Raw genomic sequence first — 23,155 nt, forward strand, 5'->3', positions numbered from 1 at the left:
GTCGGGAGATGAGTTGCTACAAGCGACCAAAGGTCTTTGGGGAGAAGTGCTTTGGCCATGGCGTTCTACCGACGCGATCCTCAGCGGAATTTCCCTTGAAGGTACTGCCGGTTGTATTCGGCCATGTCAAAGTTCGCCTGGTGCAGCAAGTTCTGGATCGCCCGCGCCTCCTTCTTCAGGATCAGGACGATCTCGCCTTGCGCTTTCAATGGCAGGCAGTCGGCCTTTGCCGAAATGCTGATGGCGCCCAGCGGAGCGCCGGAGCCGTCATGCACCAGGACCCCAACGCCGCTGATGCCGGCAATCATGCGCCCGTCGTGAATTCCATAGCCGGCCTCACGCGATTGCCGGGCGATTTCCAGTAGCAGCGGCACTGTCAGTTTGCCGAAACCCGCGAGCCGTCGTGCATTCGCCGATACGATCCGTTCGATCTCATCGTCGGCCAGGGCGCTCAATATTGCCAGGCTGCCGGCGCCAACGCCCAAAGGGCGATGCACGCCGATATCGAGCGCGGGAATGTCCAGCGGGGTTGTCCCATCAACCCGTTGGATCGACAGCGCATCGTAGTTGCTGCGGATGGTCATGAATGCGGTATGTCCGGTTTCGGCTGCAATACGTTCCAGCGAGGGGCCGCAGATTTCGCGCAGCTTGAATTGCGAAGCTGCGGTCAGCCCCAGTTCGAACAGCCCATGCCCAAGCACATAGCGCCGCGACGTCAGGTTCTGCATCACCAGGCCCTCTTCGATCAGGCAATTCAGGATCCGGTGGATTGTTGTGCGGTTCAGGTCCAGTTGCCTGGCCAGGTCGACCAGGCGTAATCCATTCAGGCTGTAGGAGGCGATTTCACGCAGGATCCGCGCGGCGCGGTGAATGCTTTGCGTCCCCGATGCAGTTTCTGAAGAACCCTCCCTGGATCGCTTCCCGACTCGTGCCGCGATCGATTTGTCGATGCTTGCGCTCATTGTGTTACTCCGATTAGTTCACTATCTGGACCGTAAAATTATGCGCGGGCCGCTATAAGCCAATGATTTTAATGTACTGTTTACTCAACTCGCAAGCAATCGGAAATTAGTTCACAGTGTGAACGCTTCTTTCTGGTGCATTGCGCAGCAATTTGGTGCGCGCTCACGCATCTTGCACCGTTTCCAATCAGAGGGAGTTCGAAATGAAAAAGACGAGTTTGGTGGTACGTACATTCGCAGCCGCCGCCGGGCTGTTGCTGGCGGTCGGTTCGTCGCCGGTGCAGGCCCAGGACAAACAGTCCTGCATCGGTTTTTCGGGCGCGCTGACGGGCCCCGCCACCTTCAGCGGTGATGCGGCAAGGATGGGAGCCGAAGTGGCGCTCGACGAGATCAACGCCAAAGGTGGGGTGCTGGGCAAGAAGCTCACGCTCAAGATGTATGACGATGCCGGCCAGCCGCCGAAGGGCGTCGATAACGTGCGCCGCATCGCGCTGGCCGATAACTGCATCGCGATGTTGGGCGGCTACCATAGTGGCGTGGCGCTGGCGATGCGCGATCCGATCGAAAAGATCGGCATACCCTACGTTGGCGTGATGGCGGCCGGCACCAAGATCATCGAGCCTGACAGCGGCACGAACAAATGGATGTTCCGTGTCTCCGCCAAGGACCGTTGGGTCGCCGAATACCTGGTCGATGTCGCCCTGAAGCGCGCACCGAACAAGAAGGTCGCGGTCTTCTATGAAAACACCGGGTGGGGCAACGGTGCCGCGCCGGACGTCAAGGCCGCACTGCTCAAGAATGGCGTCACGCCGGTTGCGATGGAAACCTTCAACTGGGGCGACCAGGACATGACTGCCCAACTGATGCGCGCGCGGGCCGCCGGCGCTGAAGCGATCGTCATGTTTGCACTGGACCGTGAAGGCAACCAGATCCTGCGCGGCATGGACAAGCTCAAGTACCGGCCCGTGATCGCAGGCGCTTGGGGCCTGGCTGGGAACCTCGGTGAAATCGCCGGCCCGCTGGCCAATGGCGTCATGGTGGTCCAGACCTTCAGCTGGATGGGGCAGCAAGACGCCAGGACGGCCGCAGTCTACGCAAAGATTGCGCAGAAGTTCGGCTTGAAAAAACCCTCGGAACTCAAGATGGGCAGCGGCACCGCCAACGCGTATGACGCGGTGTACCTGATCGCCAAGGCGATCGAGGTGGCCGGGAGCTATGACCGGGCGAAGGTGCGTGACGCGCTGTTTCGCGTCAAGCACCAGGGACTGGTTGCCAACTACAACCCGGCCTTTGGCGCATCGCTCGAGAAACATGATGCGATTCTTCCCAAGGACTACAAATTGACGGTTTGGCAGGACGGCGCGCTGCTGCCGCTGGCACAGACCCGATACAAGTAATCGGCAATTCCTGCGCTGGCGCTGGCGCGATGCCGCGTCAGCGCGACGAAACCTGGGAGTCTTAAAGTGAGTACCTTCATTCAATATGTATTAAGCGGGATGTCGATCGGCGCGATCTACAGCCTGATCGGACTGGGGTTCTACATCATGTGGTCCGCCTGCCGTGCGGTCAATTTTGCGCACGGGGACGTGGTCATGGTCGGTGGCGTCGTCGCCGTGGTTTGCCTTGACGCCGGTATTTCCCTGGCTGTGGGCCTGCCACTGGCAGTCATCGTTTGTGTCGGGTACGGGATGCTGGTCGAGCGCCTGGCGGTCCGGCCGTTCAACAAGGACGCCAGTGCGATCGGCTGGATGTTGACCACGATCGCGATCGGCATCATGGTCGAGAGTTTTGCCACCATTAAGTTCGGCTCGTTTGCGCGTGCCTTGCCGTCGCCCGGCGTGGACGAGCCGATCGAGATCTTCGGCGCCGGGGTCTACCTGCAGGAACTGCTGATTCCCGCGTTCGCCATCGCCTTCATGTTCGGCCTGGAAATCTTTTACCGGCGCACCATGCTGGGCCGCGCGATGAGGGCCATCGCTTTCAACCGGGTCGCCGCTGGCCTGATGGGCATCAACGTCAGCCGCGTCACCGGGATTTCATTCGGCCTCGCAGCCGGCCTGGGCGGCTTTGCCGGGGTCCTGGTGGGCCCGATCATCCAGGTATCCGCCACCATGGGCGTGCTGATCGGTCTCAAGGGTTTTGCGGTCGCGATCATGGCCGGTGTCACGAGTGCGCGCGGTGTCGTCATCACCGGCCTGCTGTACGGCGTGATGGAAAAATTTGTCGAAGGCTACATCAGTTCGGCAGCGCGGGAAATCGTCGGCTTCTCGATCATGATCCTGATCCTGCTGGCATTCCCTCAAGGAATCTTCGGACGCAGAGAGGTGGCCAAAGTATGAATATGCATACGATCAAAAAATTCGGGTTTCCGGTGCTGGTGGCCGGACTCGGCATCGCCCTGTACCTGTTGCCCCACATGGTGGCCAACGTGTACGAGTTGCGCATCTGGATGCTGTTGCTGATCTACGTCATGGTCGCCCTCGGGCTGAACCTGCTCACCGGCCTGACTGGCCTGATCAGCCTGGGCCAGGCCGGCCTCTTTGCCATCGGTGCCTATGCGGTGGCCATCCTGTCGACCCGCTTCGGCCTCGGCATGATCCCTTGCATGCTGATCGCCACCGCCCTTGCGGCAGTGTTCGGCGCAATCCTGGCCTACCCGACGGTACGGGTCCGCGGCGTGTACCTGGCCGTGATCACGATCGCCTTCGGCATCATCGTCGAGAACGTGGCGATCGAGTGGCAAAGCCTGACCGGCGGAACGGCCGGCATTTCCAGCATTCCGAGCCCGGCGCTGTTGGGAGCCACGCTGGACGAAACCGGCTACTTTACGGCGCTGGCAGTGCTGGCGATGGTGGCGTTCATTCTTCACTACAACCTCATCAAATCACGCTATGGCCGCGCGATGCGTGCGGTCAGCCAGAGCGAGACCGCGGCGCGCACGGTCGGCATCAATCCAGTGATGATGCGCCTGATGTCCTTCGTGATTGCCGCAGCCTTCGCTGGCGCCGCCGGCGGCGCGTATGCCTACCTCAATCTGTACGTGAATCCGGACACCTTCCGCTTCGACGATTCGGTGCGCTTCTTACTGATGGTCATCCTGGGCGGTTCCGGCACGGTGATCGGCCCGGTGCTGGGCGCGACGGTGCTGACCTTTATCCCCGAGTACCTGCAAGCGTTCGGCAGTTGGCAGCGCTTCGCTTATGGTGCGTTGCTGGCGCTGGTCATGTTCGGCATGCCGCTGGGCATCGTCGGCACGGCCAATGCCTGGGCTACGCGCTTCAGCAAGAAAGTCAGCCGTCGTTCACGCCCCTGGCCGCGCCCGGATAACGACGCGCAGAACCTGCTCGGCGTCGAAGCGGTGGCCGGCGCAGCCTGCCTGGAGACGGTCAACCTGACGATGGCGTTCGGCGGCCTGGTCGCCAACCAGGACGTCAGCGCGTCGCTCAAAGCTGGCCAGGTGCATGCGGTGATCGGCCCCAACGGCGCCGGCAAGTCGACCTTCATCAACTGCGTGTCGGGATTTTATACGCCGACCGGCGGCACGATCCGCTTCCTAGGGGAGAACGTGACCGCCAAGGTCAGCCACCAGTTGGCGCGCATGGGCTTGGCGCGCACGTTCCAGAACACCGAACTGTTCGGCGACATGACGGTGCTGGAAAACGTGCTGGTGGGCGCCAACGCGCGTTACCGGAGCGGACTGGTGGCGACCTTGCTGCGCCTGCCGTCCTTCTTCCGCGACGAAAAAAAGTACACCGAAGAGGCCAGGCAACTGCTCGCCTACGTCGGCCTGGATGAGTACGCGGACGAAAAGGCGCGCAACCTGCCGTTTGGTCACCAGCGTCGGCTGGAAATCGCCCGCGCCCTGGCGATGTCGCCGAAGCTGTTGTTGCTCGATGAACCGGCTGCCGGCCTGACCCATGGCGAAATCGAAGACCTGATCAAGCTGATCCGCAACCTGGCATCGCACCGGCTGACCATTTTGCTGGTGGAGCACCACGTCGACATGATCATGGCGGTGTCGGATCACGTGACGGTCCTCGATTACGGCAAGGTGATTGCGTCCGGCAGCGTGGCCGAAGTGCGCAATGACCCAGCGGTGATCGAAGCCTACTTCGGCGCGGCGCCCGCAGTCGAATCCAAGGAGTACGCATGAGCGCCCCATTGTTAAAGGTTGAAAACCTCTCGGTGAACTACGGCCATATCCAGGCCTCCCGCCAAGTGTCGATCGAAGTGGGCGAAGGCGAGTTCGTCGGCATCATCGGATCGAATGGCGCCGGCAAGAGTTCCACCCTGAAAGCGGTGGCGGGCGTCGTCAGGCCGGCCGCCGGGACGATCACCATGGCGGGCAAGCCGGTGCACGGCTGCGGCTCGCACGAGATGGTGCGGCATGGCGTGGCCCTGGTGCCGGAAGGGCGCTTCGTCTTTGCCGACCAGAGCGTCGAGGACAACCTGATTCTCGGCGGCTACATCCGTGCCGAGCGCGGCGGCCCGGCCGCACTGCAGGACGACATGGAGCGCATGTACCAGCTGTTTCCACGGCTAAAGGAGCGGCGCACCCAGCTTGCCGGTTCGCTGTCCGGTGGCGAACAGCAAATGCTGGTGATTGCACGCGGCTTGATGTCGCGGCCCCGGCTCTTGATGATCGATGAAGTGTCGCTCGGACTGGCGCCCAAGGTGCTGGAACTGCTGTTTCCGGTGCTGCAAGACTTGAACCGGCAGGGCTTGGCGATCTTGCTGGTCGAGCAGATTGCCACCCGTGCGCTGGCGGTGACGTCGCGCGCCTACGTCATGGAAAACGGCAGCGTCACGCAGAGCGGACCGTCGCAACAGCTGATGCGCGACCCGTCCGTCATGGAGGCCTACCTGGGCAAACAGCACTGATCACCACGGGCCTGGCCCTTGTTGCGCGCAGTACCGGCTTCCGCTGGCGGAGGCTGTCTTTTCCCACACTCGTATTTTCTGGAGTTATGCAAATGAAACAACGTATCGTCGACCTGACGCTGACCTTGTCGGACAACATGCCGGCCCACAAATTGTTCCAGCGCCCCATCGTGGCGCCGCACATGACGCATGAAAAAACCAAGTCGCTCGGGCTCGGGGTGCCGGGCGATGCGATGACCTTCGCGACCACCTTCATCAGTACCCTCGATCACATCGCGACCCACGTCGATGCGTTCTACCACACCGATCCGAACGGCATGAGCGTGGACGACATGCCGCTTGAAATGTTCATGGGCAAGGCAGTCTGCTTCGACATGACGCATATCCCCGATCTCGGCGATATCGATGTCGCCGATCTCGAGGAAGCCGAGCGCAAGACCGGCATCAAGGTTGACGGCCACATCGTGCTGCTCAACACCGGCTTGCACAAGCGGCACTATCCCGACATTAAAGTCGTGTGGAGCAATTGCGGGCTGACCGCCGAAGCGACCCACTGGCTGGCCGACCGCGGCTCCAGGCTGCATGGCGTGGAAGGACCCTCGACCGACAAGCCGTCGCACAACCTGTTCCCGAGCCACCGGGTGTGCCGCGACCGTGGCATTACGCACTATGAGTGGCTGGTCAATCTGGAAGAGCTGGTGGGGAAAGGCGAGTTCATGTTTTACGGTCCACCCCTGAAGATCCATCAGGGCAGCGGTTCGCCGGTGCGCGCCTGGGCCGTGCTGAACGACTGAGCGTCCACCCTGTAACCCCTGCCTGACGGCCGCGCAGCGCACATGATACGCCGCGGCCACGTCCGCACTTTCTGACCGGAGCAATGATGACGCACACGAACACGACCGATCAGCGGATTCCGATCACGCTGCTCACCGGCTTTCTCGGCGCCGGAAAAACCACCCTGGTCAACCGGATTCTGTCGGCACCCGACAGCGGCAAGACCGCCGTCATCGTCAATGAATTCGGCGACATCGGCATCGACGGCGACTTGATCACCAAGACCTCCGACGACATGCTCGAATTGAGCAACGGTTGCATTTGCTGTTCCAGCAAGGACGACCTGATCGAGGCGCTCTACAAGCTGTACATGCGCAAGGCTGGCCTGGCGGAACCGAAGGTGGAGTTCGACCGCATCGTGATCGAGACCACCGGCCTGGCCGATCCGACCCCGCTGGCGCAGGCCTTTTACAGGGACATGTCCTTGAGCCTGACCTACCGGCTCGACGCCATCATCACGCTGGTCGACGTCAAGCATATTGAATCCCAGCTGAGGGACGCGCCGGAGGCGCGCCGCCAGTTGGCGATGGCCGACAAGATCATCTTCAACAAACGCGACCTGGTCGGCGACGCCGATTATGCGCGCGTCGTCGATGCGGTCAATGCGCTCAATCCGTTTTCGCCGAAGGAAACCGCGACCTACGGTTCGCTCGAGCTGAGGAACCTGGTCGACCTGAACCTGTTCGACCCGAACGCAAAGGAATCGGCGATCGCCGCCTGGCTGGGGGAAGCCGCGGCTCCGGCAGCGCAGGGGCATCACCATCACGACCATGAAGGACACGTGCATGGCGCCGCGGACGATTGCCCGGCCTGCCTGGACGACCCGGCACACCGCCACGCCGCCCACCTGGACGGCATCACGGCGATCAGCCTGCGCGAAGTGCACGCCATGGATTACCAGAAGCTGATGGAATTTCTCGAGCGCCTGTCAAATGTGCATGGCGCCAACTTGTATCGGGTGAAGGGGCTGGTGCGCTTTTCAGGCATCGACAAGCCCGTGATCCTGCAGGGCGTGCAAACCGTATTCAGCCCGCTGGCCTATGCGGAACAATGGCCCGGCGGCGATACCAGTACGCGTATGGTCATCATCGGCAAGCAGCTCGACAGGCAAGAGATCGCCAGCGGTTTTGCGCAGTGCGTGGCGGCCGAGACGGCGACGCTGGACCGCTCGCTGTGCATGATTTGAATCCGGGGAATGACATGCTGACTCAATACCCTGGCGCGATCGCACTGCGCGACGCGATGCTGAGCAAGGAAGTCTCGGCGCTGGAGGTCATGCAGGCCTGCCTGGCACGCCAGGAGGAAACCGAGCCGCGGCTGAACAGCTTCGTCACGCGTACGCCGGAGATGGCGTTGGCGGCGGCGCACCGTGCCGACCAGTGCCTGGCGCGGGGCGCGCAGCCGGGCGCGCTGCACGGATTGCCGATTTCGGTGAAAGACCTGATCGCCATTGGCGGCGTGCACCAGACCTTCGGTTCGCGCGTCATGAAGGATCACGTCGCCCAGTGCGACGCACCGGCGGTGGCGCGCATCAAGGCCGCCGGCGCCTGTATCGTCGGGACCACCACCACCAGCGAATTCGGCTGCAAGGCGGTGGGCGACTCGCCGCTGACCGGGGTGACGCGCAATCCGTGGAATACCGACAAGACCCCCGGCGGCTCGAGCTGTGGCGCTGCCGCAAGCGTGGCCGCGGGCGTGACGCCCTTCGCGCTGGGCACGGACGGCGGCGGTTCGATTCGCGAACCATCTTCGTTCACCGGGCTGTTCGGCATCAAGGCGCAGTTCGGGCGGGTGCCGGTATTTCCCGCGTCGGCAACGCCCACGCTGGCACACGTCGGGCCGCTGGCACGCACGGTCCGCGATGCGGCATTGTTGTTGGGGGCGATATCCGGTTATGATGCGCGCGACCCGTTTTCGATCACGGCGGCTGTGCCCGATTTCCTGGGGGCTTGCGGTCAGCCCGTCAAAGGCATGAAGCTGGCCTGGAGTCCGACCCTGGGCTACGCCAAGCCTGATCGGGAAATCGTGACCATTACCGAACGCGCCGTGCGCGCGTTCGAGGCGATGGGCTGCGAAATCATCGACCTCGGTGAAGCGTTCGGGAGCGATCCGGCCGACGTGTGGATGGCTGAATTCTATGCCGGCGTCGGGACCCGCTTGAACGATGCCATGTGCAACAGCCGCGACCTGCTTTGCCCTGCGGTGTCGTCCCTGCTGGAGAGCGCCCTGGACCAGTCACTGCTCGGCTATTATACCCAGGTGTTCGAGCGCTATCGGTTCCGCGAAAAGGTACGCACGATGTTCGACGGTTTCGACCTGCTGTTGACGCCGACGGTGCCGGTCTGCGCGTTCGACGTCGAGGTCAATGTCCCGCCGCAATTTGCCGACCGCAATGCGTGCTCGTGGCAGTACTACACCTATCCGTTCAACCTGACCGGGCAGCCCGCAGCGTCGCTTCCGGTGGGTTTCACTGCGAGCGGCTTGCCTGTCGGACTACAACTGGTGGCGAAATTGCACTGCGAAACAGATATCTTCCGCGCCGCTGCTGCGTACGAGGATCTGCACACGTGGACGTCCATGCGGCCGCCGCAGGCGTCGCGGGACCGGTAGGCGTCTGATGCGCGCCATCGGTAACGCAGGTCGGCGCCAGGTCGCGATCGCCCCCTGTGCTCTGTTGCCCGAAGGCTGCGTCTTGGCTGCCGAGGCCACGGTTTCGCAGCCTATCACCAGCTGCCCATGAACGTGACCCTGCACCTTTGCCGGGCCAAAGTAGCCAAATCGGACTACGCGGCCTGGAATGTTTCTCTACATTCCAAGAGCAGCCCTGGTCGGGAAAATTGGGCTCCCAGTCCATCGATTTGAGTTTTTACACGGGCTGGGCCGATAGAGGACGTCGGCTCAGTGTACGAGGTTGTTACTGCCGGAACAAGTAAGAGGTTAGGCGTTCTAAGTCGTCACCGCGGCTTGGGTCTGCCGCCTGAACTCCTTCGGCGTCACCCCGATCAGTTTCTTGAACAGCCGGCTGAAATAGGCCGGATCCTGAAACCCCAGTTCATAGGCGATGCTGGCGATGCTGGCCGGTACGTAGGTCAGCTTGCGGCAGGCTTCCAGCATCAGCCGGTCCTGGGTGATGTCGAAGGCCGTCTTGCCGGCCAGCTTCAGGCACAGCCGGTTCAGGCGGGCCGGCGGGATCCGCAGCAGGTCCGCGTAGCGGCCGACCTGCCACTGTTCCTGGTAATGGCGTTCCACCTCGACCCGGAAGCGGCTGAACAGCTCGAAGTCGCCGCGGCCGGACTTGTCGGCGAGGCGGCGCTCGGCCTGCACCCGCACCAGGTTCAGGAGCGCGCAGCGCGCCAGCCATTCGAGCATCAGGGTATGCCCCTGGCGCGGCCATGCCGCTTCGAGGATCAGGTTGCGCAGCAGCGCCTCGATGCGCTCGCGCACTTCTGGCACGGGGTCCAGCGCGATGGCGAGGGGCTGCACGAACAGCGCGGCGAACAGGTCGCCCTCGTGGCCGGCGGCGGCGAACAGCACGTTCTGGTCGAGGGTCAGCACATAGCCATGCGCTTCCTCGGAAAAGGCGAAACCGTGCGCCAGCGACGGATGGATGGTCAGGGCGACCGGGCCGGCGCACTCCCAGCGCTCGCCTTCGATGTCGGCCACGACCCGTCCGCCAAATAAAAAAAGTACCTGGAACAGCCCCGCGTGCCGGTGCACCCCGATGTGCCAGTCATGCTGGCGGCTGCGTGTTTCGATCAGCTCGATATGCACGCCCTCGGCGTCCGTGCCCCGTGTCAGCTCGCCATAGAGCGCGAATTCGGGGATCTTCGGGGATGGTGCGGGCTTGGGCATGAGGGCAACGGGCACGGGAAGCGAATGTAAAAATAGTACAAGTTTTTCCGCGTTCTATCCATTCTTATCCGCGCGCCTGGGTACTACGATGATGTCAACAAAACACAAACGGAGACAACATCATGCGTACCCAGGTCGCCATCGTCGGCGCCGGTCCTGCCGGCCTTCTGCTTTCCCACCTGCTGCACCTGAACGGCATCGAGTCGGTCGTGCTCGAGACGCGCAGTCGCGCCGATATCGAAGCCACGATCCGCGCCGGCGTCCTCGAACAGGGCAGCATGGACATCCTGGACCAGGCCGGCGTGGGCGAGCGCATGCGCAGGGAAGGGGCGCTTCACCACGGCTTCGAGCTGGCCTTCGGCGGCAAGCGCCATCGCATCGATCTTACCGAACTGACCGGCAAGGCGATCACGGTCTACCCGCAGCACGAGGTGATCATCGACCTCGTCGCGGCGCGGCTGGCGGCCGGCGGCCAACTGCTGTTCGAAGCGAGCGAGGTGGCGCTGCACGGCACCGATACCGCGCAGCCGTCGGTCACGTTCTCGCACCAGGGCGAAGCACAGCGGCTTCTGGCTGACTTCGTCATCGGCTGCGACGGCTTCCATGGCGTGTCGCGCCCGGCGATTCCGGCGGGTGTGCGCCAGGACTTCCAGCGCACCTATCCGTTCGGCTGGTTCGGCATCCTGGTCGAGTCCGCGCCGTCGTCCGACGAACTCATCTACGCCCAGCACGAGCGCGGGTTTGCCCTCGTCAGCACCCGCTCGCCCACCGTGCAGCGCCTGTATTTCCAGTGCGATCCGCAAGACCATGTCGACAACTGGTCGGATGACCGCATCTGGTCCGAACTGCATGCGCGTACCGCGAGCGACGGCGGCTGGAAGCTCAACGAGGGCCGGATCTTCCAGAAGAACATCATCGGCATGCGCAGTTTCGTCTGCGCCCCGATGCGTTCCGGCCGCCTGTTCCTGGCCGGCGACGCCGCGCACATCGTGCCGCCGACCGGCGCCAAGGGGATGAACCTGGCGATTTCCGACGTGCGCCTGCTCGCGCGCGCGCTGGAGGCCTTCTACCAGCGCGGCACCGAAGAGCTGCTGGACGGCTATTCGGACGCGGCCCTCAAGCGCGTGTGGCGGGCCGAATACTTCTCGTGGTGGATGACGCGCCTGTTGCACACCTTCGCCGACGCGTCGCCATTCGAGCGCCAGGTGCAGCGTGCGGAGCTGGAAAACGTCGTGTCCTCACGCGCGATGCGCACGGCGCTGGCGGAAAACTACGTGGGCGCGTTCTGAAGCGGGCGGCCGGAAGCGGGCAGGGCCGGCACATGCGCTCCGGTCCGGGATGACCGGCGGCGGCCCCGAGCGCTGGAAGCGGCGTCAGGCCGGCGGGGTGGAATAGTCCGGCGGCGCGGCGTAGAGCGCCGCCAGGCCCTCGTCCTCGAGGTCTTCCAGCAGGCGGATCAGGGTGGCCGACGCCTGTTTGCACTCGTACAGGAGCGGCATCATGTCGGCCAGCGCGGCGCCGGCCCGCACCCGCTCGATGAGCCGGGCGCCGGCCTCGTGCAGCGCGCGGTGCGGGGCGTCGATCGCCTGGTACATCGGCGTATCGGCGAAGTAGCGGCCGTCGCCCACGTACCACGCCCCGAGGGCGCACTTGGTCACGCCCATGGCTGGATAGCCGTCCATCTGGCGCAGCGGCGAATCGGCCGGCAGCGCCGCGCGCTGGATGACGTAGCTGACCATCTGACGGCGCCACTGGATGTGGTCGACGATCGCCATGTGCACCAGCCCGATCGGCATGCCGCGGCGCTTGCCGTTGTCGCGCCGGAACAGGTCGAACTGGTCCAGGGGGAGCGGGCGGCTGATCAGGTAGCCCTGCGCCACCTTGCAGCCCGCCTCGACCAGGAAATCATGCTGCTCCGGCGTTTCCACGCCTTCGGCCACCACGGTCAGGCCCAGCTCGTGCCCGAGCCGGATGGAGGAGCGCACGATGGTCGCGTTCTTGGCCGAGTCGAGCATGCGGCCGATGATTCCCTTGTCGAGCTTGATCGTCGTGAACGGCCACTGGCTGAGCGTGTCCATGCTGGAGTAACCGATTCCATAGTCGTCCATTGCCAGTCCCACACCGACGTCGGCCAGCTCCTGGACGTTCCAGAGCATGGACGCACCACCCTGCAAGGCCTGGGTTTCGGTGATTTCGAGCTCGAGGGTGGTGGGGGACAGTCCGTACTGCAAGACGGCATCGAGGATGGCCCTGGTGACGAGGGCGTCCTCGAGATCGCGGGCGGTCACGTTGAGCGAAAAGTGCAAGCCCTCTTCCAGGTGCTTGCCCACCAGGTCGTGGACCAGCGTGGACAGCAACTGCATGGTCAGTTCCTTGATCAGGCCGCTGTGCTCAGCCACCTCGATGAAGGTGGCCGGTGGCAGCATCGTGCCGTCGGGCCGCTGCCATCGCGCCAGGGCCTCGGCGCCGACGATGCGGTCGGTGACCAGAGATGCCTTGGGCTGGTAATGCAGGATGAATTCCCTGTTACGCAGCCCTTGGGCGATGTCCGATGTGGTGACCCTGACCATGGCGCGCCTCCCTCGCCGATGCGGAATCTATCTTTATCCGCCGATATGGCTGGACCGTCAAGCGTGCCTGCGGTCCGCGCGGCATGCCGGACGGCGCCCGCGTGTTGCTGGTGGGGGCAGCGGCGGCGATGAGGGCAGCCGCCGGCGAGGCGCCGGGCGCGACGCCGGGCGTCCCGGCAGCGCATTTGTTGAACATGGATGCCGATCCCGACCGTGGCCGGCAGGGGCGGATACCAGCGCCCATATCGCGGCTGCGCCACGCCCGGCCAAGCTGCGCGAAAAGGACTATCATGATCGCTTTATCAACCCGGACCTTGATGCTCATGACGACTTCCAGCTATCCCGACATCCGCCTCCTGATCGCCAACGAATGGGTCGACGCCACCGGCGGCAAGACCATTCCTGTGGTCAACCCGGCCACCGGACAGCCGATCGGCACCGTGGCCCATGCCGCCATCGCCGACCTGGACCGCGCCCTGGCCGCCGCCCAGAAAGGGTTCGAGGCCTGGCGCGTCGTTCCCGCCGCCGAGCGCGCCGCCACCATGCGCCGCGCCGCCAGCCTGCTGCGCGAGCGCGCCGGCGACATCGCGCGCCTCCTGACCCAGGAACAGGGCAAACCCCTGGCCGAAGCGAAGATGGAAGCCATGGCCGGCGCCGAGATCATCGACTGGTTCGCCGCCGAAGGCATGCGCGTATATGGCCGCATCGTGCCGTCGCGCAATCCGGCCGCGCAGCAACTGGTGCTGAAGGAGCCGGTCGGCCCGGTCGCTGCCTTCACGCCGTGGAACTTCCCGATCAACCAGGTCGTGCGCAAGCTGGCCGCGGCGCTCGCCACCGGCTGCTCCTTCCTGTGCAAGGCGCCTGAAGAAACGCCGGCGTCGCCGGCGGCGCTGTTCCAGTGCTTCGTCGACGCCGGCGTGCCGCCGGGCGTGGTGGGACTGGTGTTCGGCGACCCGGCCGAGATTTCGGGCTACCTGATTCCGCACCCGGTCATCCGCAAGGTCACCTTCACCGGCTCGACCCCGGTCGGCAAGCAGCTGGCGGCCCTGGCCGGCGCCCACATGAAGCGCGTGACGATGGAACTGGGCGGCCATGCGCCGGTGATCGTGGCGGCCGATGCCGACGTGGCGCTGGCGGTCAAGGCCGCCGGCGGCGCCAAGTTCCGCAACGCGGGCCAGGTGTGCATCTCGCCGACCCGCTTCCTGGTGCACAACGCGATCAAGGACGAGTTCACGCGCGCGCTGGTCAAGCACGCCGAAAGCCTCAAGCTGGGCGACGGCCTGCAGGAAGGCACCACGCTGGGGCCGCTGGCCAATCCGCGCCGCCTGACGGCGATGTCGCAGCTGGTGGACGACGCGCGCGCCAAGGGCGCGGTGGTCGCCACCGGCGGCGTGCGCGTCGGTGATGCCGGCAACTTCTTCGCGCCGACCATCCTGGCCGACGTGCCTCTGGCGGCGAGCGTATTCAATGACGAGCCGTTCGGCCCGGTGGCGGCGATCCGCGGTTTCGACAGCCTCGAGGATGCGATTCTCGAGGCCAACCGCCTGCCGTACGGCTTGGCCGCCTATGCGTTCACCAGCTCGATCAAGAACGCCCAGCTCTTGATGAACCGCATCGAAGTCGGCATGTTGTGGATTAACCAGCCCGCCACGCCGAGCGCCGAGCTGCCGTTCGGCGGGGTCAAGGATTCGGGCTATGGTTCCGAAGGCGGTCCCGAGGCGCTGGAATCTTACCTCAACACCAAGGCCGTCTCGATGGTCGGGGTCTGATTCCGGCCGGGCCGCACTCGTCGCTGGCGTTGTCGATCGGCTGGCTGTGCCGTCGACAGGCCGCGCAGCGTGCGCTCAAGGGGTAGGGGCAGCGGCGGCGTCGAGGTAGTGCACCTCGTCGGAGACCGCGCGCAGCATGGCGGCCGCCTGTTCCGGCGTCAGGTCGCGCTGGGGCTCGGCCAGCATCTCGAAGCCGACCATGAACTTGCGCACCGACGCCGAGCGCAGCAGCGGCGGATGGAAGTGGGCATGCAGCTGCCAGGCCGCGGTGTCGGCGTCTTGCCCGTCTTGCCCATACGGGGCGCCGTGCCAGCCCATCGAATACGGGAACGAGGTCTGGAACAGGTTGTCGTAGCGGGTGGTCAGGCGCTTGAGGGCGAGCGCCAGGTCAGTGCGCTGCGCGTCATTCAATGCTTCCAGGCGCGCCACCTTGAACCGCGGCAGCAGCAGTGTTTCGAACGGCCAGGCCGCCCAGTACGGCACCACCGCCAGCCAGTGCGCGGTCTCGACCACCACCCGCTCGGTTGCCTGCGCCTCGCGCCCGGCGACGTCCAGCAGCAGCGGCCGGCCATGCTGGTCATGATAGGCGCGTTGATGGATGTCCTCGCGCGCCGGCAGGTCGGGCAGGAAGCTGGTGGCCCAGATCTGGCCATGCGGGTGCGGGTTGGAGCAGCCCATCGCCGCGCCCTTGTTCTCGAATACCTGGACCCAGCGGTAGCTGGCGCCCAGCTCGGCCGCCTGTTCGCACCAGGTGTCGACCACCTCGCGCAGCGCCGGCAGGGGCAGTTGGGGCAGCGATTTGGCATGGTCGGGCGAAAAGCAGATCACGCGGCTGGTGCCGCGCGCGCTCATGCTCTGGAACAGCGGGTCGGCGCCGGGCGGCGCTTCCGGGGTGTCGGGTGTCAAGGCCGCGAAGTCGTTGGCGAACACATAGGTGCCCTTGTAGTCGGGGTTGCGCTCGCCGTTGACGCGCACGTTGCCGGGGCACAGGTAGCAGCCGGGATCGTGCGCCGGCCCGGTGGCGCGGTCGGGGGCTTCCTGCTGCCCTTGCCAGGGGCGCTTGGCGCGGTGGGGTGATACGAGTACCCAGTCGCCGCCGAGCGGATTGTAACGGCGGTGCGGGTGGTCGGTGGGATTGAACATCGCATTCCTCGTCATGGTCGGATCGCCTGGAGCTTACCACCCGACGCCATCGATGGCGACCAGCGGCACGCAGATCGCGGCCGAGCCGCAGGATGTGGATGGGACGAGGAGAAGATATGCTGGCCCTGCGATGGACGAGCACGCGCGCGGCGGCGTAGACTGCGGATTCGATCCGCTCATCTGTTCATCCGCTATCCGCACATGATCATCTCGTCCGCCACCGACTTCCGCCAGGCCGCGCGCCGCCGGCTGCCACCCTTCCTGTTTCACTACCTCGACGGCGGCGCCGGCGCCGAGCAGACCCTGCGCAGCAACGTCGACGACCTGCAGGCGATCAAGCTGCGCCAGCGCGTGCTGCGCGGGTCCGAGCAGCTCGACCTGGGCGTCGAGTGGTTCGGCGAAGGCTATGCGCTGCCGATCGCGCTGGCGCCGGTGGGCCTGACCGGCATGTATGCCCGGCGCGGCGAGGTGCAGGCGGTGCGCGCCGCCTGCCGCCGCAACATCCCGTTCATCCAGTCGACCGTCTCGGTCTGTCCGCTGGCCGAGGTGGCGGCCCAGGCCGCCCACCCGATCTGGTTCCAGCTGTACGTGCTGAAAGACCGCGGCTTCATGCGCGACGTCATGCGCCGTGCATGGGAACTCGGGTCGCGCACCCTGGTGTTCACGGTGGACATGCCGGTGCCCGGCGCGCGCTACCGCGACGCCCACAGCGGCATGAGCGGGCCGAACGCGCCGCTGCGGCGCCTGCTGCAGGCCGCGCTCCATCCGCGCTGGGCCTGGGACGTGGGGCTGTTCGGGCGTCCGCATGACCTGGGCAACATCACCGCCTATCGCGGCAGCGCCACTGGCTTGGCCGACTACATCGGCTGGCTCGGCGCCAATTTCGACCCCGGCATCGCCTGGCCCGACCTGCAATGGATCCGCGACGAGTGGCAGGGCAAGCTGGTCATCAAGGGCATCCTCGACCCCGAGGATGCGCGCGCTGCGCTGGCCTTCGGCGCCGACGGCATCGTGGTCTCGAACCACGGCGGCCGCCAGCTCGATGGCGCGCCGTCGAGCGCGGCGGTGCTGCCGGCCATCGCCGCCGCGGTCAAGGGGCGGATGACGATCTTCGCCGACGGCGGCGTGCGCACCGGGACCGACGTGTTCCGCATGCTGGCGCTGGGGGCGGACGGCGTGCTGCTGGGGCGCGCCTTCGTCTATGCGCTGGCCACCCAAGGCCAGGCCGGGGTCGAGCGCCTGCTGCAGATCATGGAAAAGGACTTGCGCACCAATATGGTCCTGACCGGCGTGCGTGCGGTGAGCGAGATCGGGCCGGAGCTGCTGGCGGCCTGACTTTCGGATAGGGCGCTCAGCCGTCCGGGTCCGGTTTCACGCGGGTGAGCTTGTAGTCGGCGGCGGAACGCTCGAGCGCCAGGCCCAGCGTGTCCTTCAGTTCGTCGGGATCCGCGCCGGCGTCCAGCTGGCGCTTGGCGAAGGTGTTGCGCAAGGTGCGCCCGCCGGAGCGCGACAAGTCCATGCCGGCCCGCTCGAACGTGGCGCGCATCTGCATGTAGACGGTTTTCCTGGTCATCCGGGCGCCGGTCAGGTTGGCCGGGAACACGAACTCGCCCGGGATCGCCATCGTTTCTCTTTCGTCCAGCCAGGCGCGCAGTTCGTCGGCGCCTTCGGCGGGCAGGGCGACCTCGTGTTCGTGGCTGGTGTCGTGCTTTTCTTCCGGGGTGATCGTCAGCACGATCGCGCCGTCGATCGACGCCTGGCGGCCGACTTCCGTGGTCAACAGGCCAACCGCTTCCGATACCTTCAGCCCCGCCAGCGCGATGACCACCTGCATGGCGCGGTCGCGCCGGCGCTTCCAGCCATCGAACGGGGTAGAGCGCCGGCGCCGCGGCGCCTCGGCCGGCAGCGCCGCGAAAAAGCGCGCCAGCTGGTCTTCCGACAGGGTGCGTCCGGCCTCGTCCTTCGCCATGTGGGCGCGGTCGATGCCGAGAATCGCCTCTTGCGCCGGATTGGGCACGACCCCGAGATGCTCGTAGCAGCGTTCCAGCAGGCGCAGGTAGCGGTAGGCGATCTTGCTGTTCAGGACGCGCTTGCCCTTGACCGTGCGGTTGATGAAGCGCAGCAGGTCTGCCTTCGACACCCTGGAGAAGGGCAGGCGCTGTTCCCGCAGCCAGCCGGCCAGGTTGTTGAACATGAACAGGTAGATCTTCGCCGACTCGGCCGACAGCACGCGCAGCGTGCCGTCGGCGCGCTGGCGCCGGCCGGTTTCGGCGAAGGCCGTGCTCGACACGAACGCGTTGAATGAGGTGACCGGGTCGGCGTCCCAGGAGGTGGCGGTGTGCATGGCGCGGCGCATTGGATGGAGATGGCGCCACCATACCATAAAACGTAACTAACCAACATTACGCACACACCAAAGAAAAACCTGAACGCTGACGACTACGAACAGGCTAACCCTACTCACGCAAGGCTTGCAGGAGAGGGGGCGAGCCGGACCCCGGTCGGCGTCCGCAGGCGGCGCCGCATGGATGGCGCCGATCGATCGCTCAGAGGGCGCGCAACACGCCCATGGCGCCGGCCAGCTTTTCCGACAGCAGCGACGTGTCGCTGTGCGTCATGACCAGCTCCTGCGTGGCGCGGGTCATCGCCACATACAGCAGGCGCGCCTCGTCGCGCTCGTCCTCGCCGTCCCTTGCCGGTGCGCCGATGCCGGGAATGCAGACGAGCGGGAATTCCAGCCCTTTGCTGCTGTGCATGGTGATCAGTTTCACGCTGTCGTGCTCCGGGGTGAACGATCCCTTGCGGTCCTGCTGCCACTGGAAGGGGATGCGCTTGTGCTCCAGGGCGTCGACGAGCAGCTTGCCGATGCCATAGCGGCGGTAGACGACCGCCATCTCGTTCCATGGCGTTCCCAGGCGATTGGCTTCGGTCAGGCGATCGGCCAGGAACGCGGCTTCATCCTTCAGCGTCGGCAAGGTGACGAGCAGCGGTTTCGGGCCGCGGCGCCCGGCGCTCATCGGCAGCACGGTCGGCGCCTGGTCTTCTTCGGCATCGCTGGGCGAGAGCAGGTTGTCGGCAAAGGCGCGCGCCACCGCCAGGATGTCGGCGGTGTTGCGGTAATTGAGCTTCAGGATGGTGGTGCGGCCCTTTGCCTGGATGCCGACGCTGGAAAACGAAAACCGGGGTCGCTTGCGGTCGCCATAGATCGACTGGGCATCGTCATACAGCACGAGCAGCGAGTTCGAATCCGGGTGCACCATCTGGACCACGAGCTTGAACCATTCCGGCCTGAAGTCGTGCCCTTCGTCGACCAGCACGGCGTCGTACTGCGCCGATGGAATCAGCTTCTGGTCGACCGAGCGGATCACGCGCTCCACGCAGGCTTCGAAGAAGGCGTTGGCGTCGCCGTCGTTGACCGGCTTGCCCGCATGGTAGGCGTCGAGCTGGCGCACGCACCAGGCATGGAAGGTGGCAACGTGAACCTTGTCCTGCAAGCCCTTCGCCGCCATCACGCTCGCGAGCTTGGTCGCCAGCGTCTTGTTGTAGCACAGCACCAGGATCGGTCGTGTGGACGATTTCGCCAGGTGTTCGGCCCGATAACCCAGGATCAGCGTCTTGCCCGAGCCGGCGACCCCGTGGATGACGCGGTGTCCTTCGCCCAGGCTGCGCGCCAGTTGCTCCTGCTGCAGGTCCATCACGCGCAGGACATCCGGCAGCTCGACCGTCATTTGCCCCGGTTCGTCGAACGCGCCCGGCTGGGGCGGGATCCGTACCTCGGGGAAGATGTGCCAGCGGATGCGGTCGATCTGCGGTAGCGTCAGTTTCCGCGTGAATTTGATGGGGAACATCTGCCACAGCCGCTGCTGGAAACCTTCCGGGTCCACGGCGTCGGTCATCTCGTCCTGGCAGATGACGAGGTGCGGGGGCAGGACGCCATCGAGCTCGGCCTTGTCGAACTGCTTGCGGGTGATATTGGTCAACACTACGCCATGGCCGTAAGGAAATGCCGGCTTGCCTTTCAGCGAGCCGCTGGGCCATACCAGTTGCGGGTCGCGTTCGAGCTTGTTGATCACGGCGTACATGTACTGACGTGCCTGTTCCAGTGGATTCTGCACGTGCTTGACGCCGTCGCCGGCGACGATCGCCACCGTCTGCTTGTCGATGCTGCGGATCGTATCGGGACGCCAGTCCTTGACCTCGAGGACCAACAGGCCGCGGTTCGGATGGAACACGACGAAGTCCGGGTGCTGGGTGCGCTCGCCGATCGACACGTCGTACCAGCACAGGTAGTCGTCTTCGAGCTTGTCTTCGAGACGGGTCGCCAGGCGCCGTTCCCCGGGCGTCATTCGCGAGGCGCAAGCGCCGATCGAAGGAATCAGCGTTGCCATGTGCACTCCTAGTTTTACTCGCGAATCATTCTACCGGACGCCTCGACGGGCAAAACTCGCCAATTTCCACGTTGTTGCGCCGATACGTCCAGGCTGGCGGCGGCCGGCGGAGCAGTAGAATGATCCTCCGGCCGGCAGGCGATACGGCGCCCCGTGATAAAATGCGCGCGCTATCCCTGGCAGTAGCGGATCGAGCGAAGTGCGACTCCCACGAGAAATTCGGTACTGTAATCAGCGACCATGAGCCCTGTCCCGGTAGTAATGACGTTAAGTTAAGGCGAAAGTCTTCTCGAGTTAGCGTAAAAGCGTCGTCCCCACGCAGGTGGGGACCCAATCTTGCAAGCGTTTCGGCGACGTTTGCAGCACTTGGGTCCCCGCCTGCGCGGGGACGACGTATTTGACGGCTAGCTCAGCAGCTCAACTTAACGGTATTACTGTCCCGGCAGGGCTTTCTATTTTTACCCCATCGTTTCTGGATTTTTCATGGAAATTAAAGTCAACTTCCTCGACAAGCTTCGCCTGGAAGCCAAGTTCGACGATTTCACCGTCATCGCCGACCAGCCGATCCGTTACAAGGGTGACGGCTCGGCGCCGGGCCCTTTCGATTACTTCCTGGCCTCGTCGGCCCTGTGCGCGGCGTATTTCGTGAAGTTGTACTGCAACACCCGGAATATCCCGACCGAGAATATCCGCCTGTCGCAAAATAATATCGTCGACCCGGACAACCGCTACCAGCAGATCTTCAAGATCCAGGTCGAGCTCCCCGCGGACATCTCCGACAAGGACCGCCAGGGCATCCTGCGCTCGATCGAGCGCTGCACGGTGAAAAAAGTGGTCCAGGCCGGCCCCGAATTCGTGATCGAGGAGGTGGCCAGCCTGGACGCCGACGCCCAGGCGCTGCTGACCCTGCAGCCCGACGCGGAATCGCGCACCTATATCGCGGGCAAGGACCTGCCGCTGGAGCAGACCATCGCCAACATGTCGGGCATGCTGGCCAGCTGGGGCATCAAGATCGAAATCGCGTCCTGGCGCAATATCGTCCCCAACGTCTGGTCGCTGCACATCCGCGACGCGCATTCGCCGATGTGCTTCACCAACGGCAAGGGCGCGACCAAGGAAAGCGCATTGGCTTCGGCGCTGGGCGAATTCATCGAACGCCTGAACAACAACCACTTCTATGCCGGCGCATTCTGGGGCGAGGACATCGCCAACGCCGACTTCGTGCATTACCCGAGCGAGCGCTGGTTCAAGCCGGGCCCGGACGATGCGCTGCCGGAAGGCATCCTCGACGACTCCAGCCTGGCGTTCTACGATCCCGATGGCGAATTGCGCGGATCGCACCTGATCGACACCAATTCGGGCAACGTGGAGCGCGGCATCTGCGCGCTGCCTTTCGTGCGCCATTCGGACGGCGAGGTCGTGTATTTCCCGTCCAACCTGGTCGAAAACCTGTATGCCAGCAACGGCATGAGCGCCGGTAACACGCTGGCCGAGGCGCAGGTGCAGTGCCTGTCCGAGATTTTCGAGCGCGCGGTCAAGCGCGAGATCCTGGAAGGCGAGCTGGCCTTGCCCGACGTGCCGCAGGCGGTGCTGGCGAAATATCCTGGCATCGTGGCCGGCATCAAGGGCCTGGAAGAGCAGGGCTTCCCGGTGCTGGTCAAGGACGCCTCGCTGGGTGGACAGTATCCGGTGATGTGCGTGACCTTGATGAACCCGCGCACCGGCGGCGTCTTCGCGTCCTTCGGCGCCCATCCGAGCTTCGAGGTGGCGCTGGAGCGCAGCCTGACCGAATTGCTGCAGGGGCGCAGCTTCGAGGGCCTGAACGACCTGCCGCGGCCGACCTTCGCCAGCGAAGCGGTGACCGAACCCTATAATTTCGTCGAACACTTCATCGATTCGAGCGGCGTCGTCTCGTGGCGCTTCTTCAGCGCCAGATCGGACTTCGATTTCGTCGAGTGGGACTTCACCGCGCAGGGCGAGCATGCCAACGCCGAGGAAGCCGCGACCCTGCTCGCCATCCTCGAGGAGATGGGCAAGGAAGTCTATACCGCCGTCTACGACCAGCTGGGCGCCGTGGCCTGCCGCATCCTGGTGCCCGATTATTCCGAAGTGTATCCGGTCGAAGACCTGATCTGGGACAACACCAACAAGTCGCTGCTGTTCCGCTCCGACATCCTCAACCTGCACCGCCTGGACGACGAAGCACTGGCGCTGCTCCTCGAGCGCCTGGAAAACAATGAGCTGGACGAGTATTCCGACATCGCCAGCCTGATCGGCATCGAGTTCGACGAGAACACCGACTGGGGCCAGCTGACGGTGCTCGAACTGCGGCTCTTGATCAACCTCGCGCTCAAGCGCTACGAGGACGCGCACGAACTGGTCGGCGCCTTCCTGCAGTACAACGACAACACCGTCGAGCGAGGCCTGTTCTACCAGGCCATGAACGTGGTGCTCGAGGTGGTGCTGGACGACGAGCTGGCACTGGGCGACTACGTCGCCAACTTCCGCCGCATGTTCGGCGACGCCAGGATGGACGCGGTGCTCAGGTCCGTCGAAGGCACGGTGCGCTTCCATGGCCTGACCCCGACCAGCATGCGGCTCGAAGGGCTCGAGCGCCACCACCGCCTGATCGACAGCTACCGCAAGCTGCACGCGGCGCGCGCGAAGGCGGCGGGCGCCAGGTAAGGCAAGCATAAGGCAAGCATGATCGCGCCCCTGTCCGCAGGGGCATTTTTTTGCCATCGGGCGATTCCCTC

General features: G+C 64.7%; 17 protein-coding genes. 11 read left to right on the top strand and 6 right to left on the bottom strand.

Annotation, left to right across the window (positions count from 1 at the left end; translation table 11 throughout):
- Positions 1–80 precede the first annotated feature (80 nt).
- Positions 81–962 carry an IclR family transcriptional regulator gene (locus ACZ9AQ_RS05320; protein WP_429202211.1) on the bottom strand — a complete coding sequence of 294 codons (882 nt, stop codon included), beginning with the start codon at positions 960–962 and terminating at the stop codon, positions 81–83.
- 155 nt (positions 963–1,117) lie between these two features.
- On the opposite strand from ACZ9AQ_RS05320, the gene ACZ9AQ_RS05325 reads away from it, so the two are divergent.
- From ACZ9AQ_RS05325 to ACZ9AQ_RS05355, 7 genes are all read left to right on the top strand, one after another.
- Positions 1,118–2,359: an ABC transporter substrate-binding protein gene (locus ACZ9AQ_RS05325; protein ID WP_429202209.1), complete on the top strand. Its 1,242-nt coding sequence runs from the start codon at positions 1,118–1,120 to the stop codon at positions 2,357–2,359.
- A gap of 66 nt (positions 2,360–2,425) precedes the next feature.
- Positions 2,426–3,301 carry a branched-chain amino acid ABC transporter permease gene (locus tag ACZ9AQ_RS05330; RefSeq protein WP_429202207.1) on the top strand — a complete coding sequence of 292 codons (876 nt, stop codon included), beginning with the start codon at positions 2,426–2,428 and terminating at the stop codon, positions 3,299–3,301.
- A gap of 2 nt (positions 3,302–3,303) precedes the next feature.
- Positions 3,304–5,115 (top strand): branched-chain amino acid ABC transporter ATP-binding protein/permease, encoded by a 1,812-nt coding sequence (locus ACZ9AQ_RS05335; protein ID WP_429202205.1) that lies wholly within the window; start codon positions 3,304–3,306, stop codon positions 5,113–5,115.
- Positions 5,112–5,843 (top strand): ABC transporter ATP-binding protein, encoded by a 732-nt coding sequence (locus ACZ9AQ_RS05340; protein WP_429202203.1) that lies wholly within the window; start codon positions 5,112–5,114, stop codon positions 5,841–5,843. The genes ACZ9AQ_RS05335 and ACZ9AQ_RS05340 overlap by 4 nt, the downstream gene beginning before the upstream one ends.
- Before the next feature lie 92 nt (positions 5,844–5,935).
- On the top strand, positions 5,936–6,637 hold the full coding sequence (locus ACZ9AQ_RS05345) for a cyclase family protein (protein ID WP_429202201.1): 702 nt from the start codon (positions 5,936–5,938) through the stop codon (positions 6,635–6,637).
- Positions 6,638–6,723: 86 nt separating this feature from the next.
- Positions 6,724–7,863, top strand: coding sequence for a CobW family GTP-binding protein (locus ACZ9AQ_RS05350; RefSeq protein ID WP_429202200.1), 1,140 nt, complete (start codon positions 6,724–6,726; stop codon positions 7,861–7,863).
- A gap of 14 nt (positions 7,864–7,877) precedes the next feature.
- Positions 7,878–9,287: an amidase gene (locus tag ACZ9AQ_RS05355; RefSeq protein WP_429202198.1), complete on the top strand. Its 1,410-nt coding sequence runs from the start codon at positions 7,878–7,880 to the stop codon at positions 9,285–9,287.
- A 336-nt stretch (positions 9,288–9,623) separates the two neighbouring features.
- Here ACZ9AQ_RS05355 and ACZ9AQ_RS05360 read toward each other — a convergent pair whose 3' ends face one another.
- Complete coding sequence (locus ACZ9AQ_RS05360) at positions 9,624–10,529, bottom strand: helix-turn-helix domain-containing protein (protein WP_429202197.1); 906 nt, start codon at positions 10,527–10,529, stop codon at positions 9,624–9,626.
- A gap of 122 nt (positions 10,530–10,651) precedes the next feature.
- Between ACZ9AQ_RS05360 and ACZ9AQ_RS05365 the strand changes: the two genes are divergently transcribed.
- Positions 10,652–11,818, top strand: coding sequence for a 4-hydroxybenzoate 3-monooxygenase (locus tag ACZ9AQ_RS05365; protein ID WP_429202195.1), 1,167 nt, complete (start codon positions 10,652–10,654; stop codon positions 11,816–11,818).
- An 84-nt stretch (positions 11,819–11,902) separates the two neighbouring features.
- On the opposite strand, the gene ACZ9AQ_RS05370 is transcribed toward ACZ9AQ_RS05365, so the two are convergent.
- Positions 11,903–13,099 carry an EAL domain-containing protein gene (locus ACZ9AQ_RS05370; RefSeq protein WP_429202193.1) on the bottom strand — a complete coding sequence of 399 codons (1,197 nt, stop codon included), beginning with the start codon at positions 13,097–13,099 and terminating at the stop codon, positions 11,903–11,905.
- A 323-nt stretch (positions 13,100–13,422) separates the two neighbouring features.
- Between ACZ9AQ_RS05370 and ACZ9AQ_RS05375 the strand changes: the two genes are divergently transcribed.
- Positions 13,423–14,868, top strand: coding sequence for an NAD-dependent succinate-semialdehyde dehydrogenase (locus ACZ9AQ_RS05375; RefSeq protein WP_429202833.1), 1,446 nt, complete (start codon positions 13,423–13,425; stop codon positions 14,866–14,868).
- A 75-nt stretch (positions 14,869–14,943) separates the two neighbouring features.
- Here the strand turns inward: ACZ9AQ_RS05375 and ACZ9AQ_RS05380 are convergent, their stop codons facing one another.
- Positions 14,944–16,011 (bottom strand): UDP-glucose--hexose-1-phosphate uridylyltransferase, encoded by a 1,068-nt coding sequence (locus ACZ9AQ_RS05380; RefSeq protein ID WP_429202192.1) that lies wholly within the window; start codon positions 16,009–16,011, stop codon positions 14,944–14,946.
- A 201-nt stretch (positions 16,012–16,212) separates the two neighbouring features.
- On the opposite strand from ACZ9AQ_RS05380, the gene lldD reads away from it, so the two are divergent.
- Entirely contained in the window at positions 16,213–17,346 is a 1,134-nt protein-coding gene (gene lldD, locus ACZ9AQ_RS05385) for an FMN-dependent L-lactate dehydrogenase LldD (protein ID WP_429202191.1), read from the top strand.
- Between the two features lie 16 nt (positions 17,347–17,362).
- Here lldD and ACZ9AQ_RS05390 read toward each other — a convergent pair whose 3' ends face one another.
- Both ACZ9AQ_RS05390 and ACZ9AQ_RS05395 read right to left on the bottom strand, forming a co-directional pair.
- Positions 17,363–18,355, bottom strand: coding sequence for a site-specific integrase (locus ACZ9AQ_RS05390; RefSeq protein WP_429202190.1), 993 nt, complete (start codon positions 18,353–18,355; stop codon positions 17,363–17,365).
- Positions 18,356–18,557: 202 nt separating this feature from the next.
- Entirely contained in the window at positions 18,558–20,399 is a 1,842-nt protein-coding gene (locus ACZ9AQ_RS05395; protein ID WP_429202188.1) for a DEAD/DEAH box helicase, read from the bottom strand.
- A 483-nt stretch (positions 20,400–20,882) separates the two neighbouring features.
- Here ACZ9AQ_RS05395 and ACZ9AQ_RS05400 point away from each other — a divergent pair, with 483 nt between their 5' ends.
- Positions 20,883–23,084: an OsmC domain/YcaO domain-containing protein gene (locus tag ACZ9AQ_RS05400; RefSeq protein WP_429202186.1), complete on the top strand. Its 2,202-nt coding sequence runs from the start codon at positions 20,883–20,885 to the stop codon at positions 23,082–23,084.
- The last annotated feature ends 71 nt before the right edge of the window (positions 23,085–23,155 follow it).

The sequence above is a fragment of the Massilia sp. UYP34 genome, assembly GCF_056279385.1.

Bases quoted from the DNA above. Each gene is read 5' to 3' on its own strand.
- ACZ9AQ_RS05335 (WP_429202205.1), top strand. From the start codon at position 3,304: ATGCATACGATCAAAAAATTCGGGTTTCCGGTGCTGGTGGCCGGACTC.
- ACZ9AQ_RS05400 (WP_429202186.1), top strand. From the start codon at position 20,883: ATGGAAATTAAAGTCAACTTCCTCGACAAGCTTCGCCTGGAAGCCAAG.
- ACZ9AQ_RS05380 (WP_429202192.1), bottom strand. From the start codon at position 16,011: ATGTTCAATCCCACCGACCACCCGCACCGCCGTTACAATCCGCTCGGC.
- ACZ9AQ_RS05370 (WP_429202193.1), bottom strand. From the start codon at position 13,099: ATGGTCAGGGTCACCACATCGGACATCGCCCAAGGGCTGCGTAACAGG.
- ACZ9AQ_RS05375 (WP_429202833.1), top strand. From the start codon at position 13,423: ATGACGACTTCCAGCTATCCCGACATCCGCCTCCTGATCGCCAACGAA.
- ACZ9AQ_RS05360 (WP_429202197.1), bottom strand. From the start codon at position 10,529: ATGCCCAAGCCCGCACCATCCCCGAAGATCCCCGAATTCGCGCTCTAT.
- ACZ9AQ_RS05320 (WP_429202211.1), bottom strand. From the start codon at position 962: ATGAGCGCAAGCATCGACAAATCGATCGCGGCACGAGTCGGGAAGCGA.
- ACZ9AQ_RS05365 (WP_429202195.1), top strand. From the start codon at position 10,652: ATGCGTACCCAGGTCGCCATCGTCGGCGCCGGTCCTGCCGGCCTTCTG.
- ACZ9AQ_RS05350 (WP_429202200.1), top strand. From the start codon at position 6,724: ATGACGCACACGAACACGACCGATCAGCGGATTCCGATCACGCTGCTC.
- ACZ9AQ_RS05395 (WP_429202188.1), bottom strand. From the start codon at position 20,399: ATGGCAACGCTGATTCCTTCGATCGGCGCTTGCGCCTCGCGAATGACG.
- ACZ9AQ_RS05355 (WP_429202198.1), top strand. From the start codon at position 7,878: ATGCTGACTCAATACCCTGGCGCGATCGCACTGCGCGACGCGATGCTG.
- lldD (WP_429202191.1), top strand. From the start codon at position 16,213: ATGATCATCTCGTCCGCCACCGACTTCCGCCAGGCCGCGCGCCGCCGG.
- ACZ9AQ_RS05340 (WP_429202203.1), top strand. From the start codon at position 5,112: ATGAGCGCCCCATTGTTAAAGGTTGAAAACCTCTCGGTGAACTACGGC.
- ACZ9AQ_RS05390 (WP_429202190.1), bottom strand. From the start codon at position 18,355: ATGCACACCGCCACCTCCTGGGACGCCGACCCGGTCACCTCATTCAAC.
- ACZ9AQ_RS05345 (WP_429202201.1), top strand. From the start codon at position 5,936: ATGAAACAACGTATCGTCGACCTGACGCTGACCTTGTCGGACAACATG.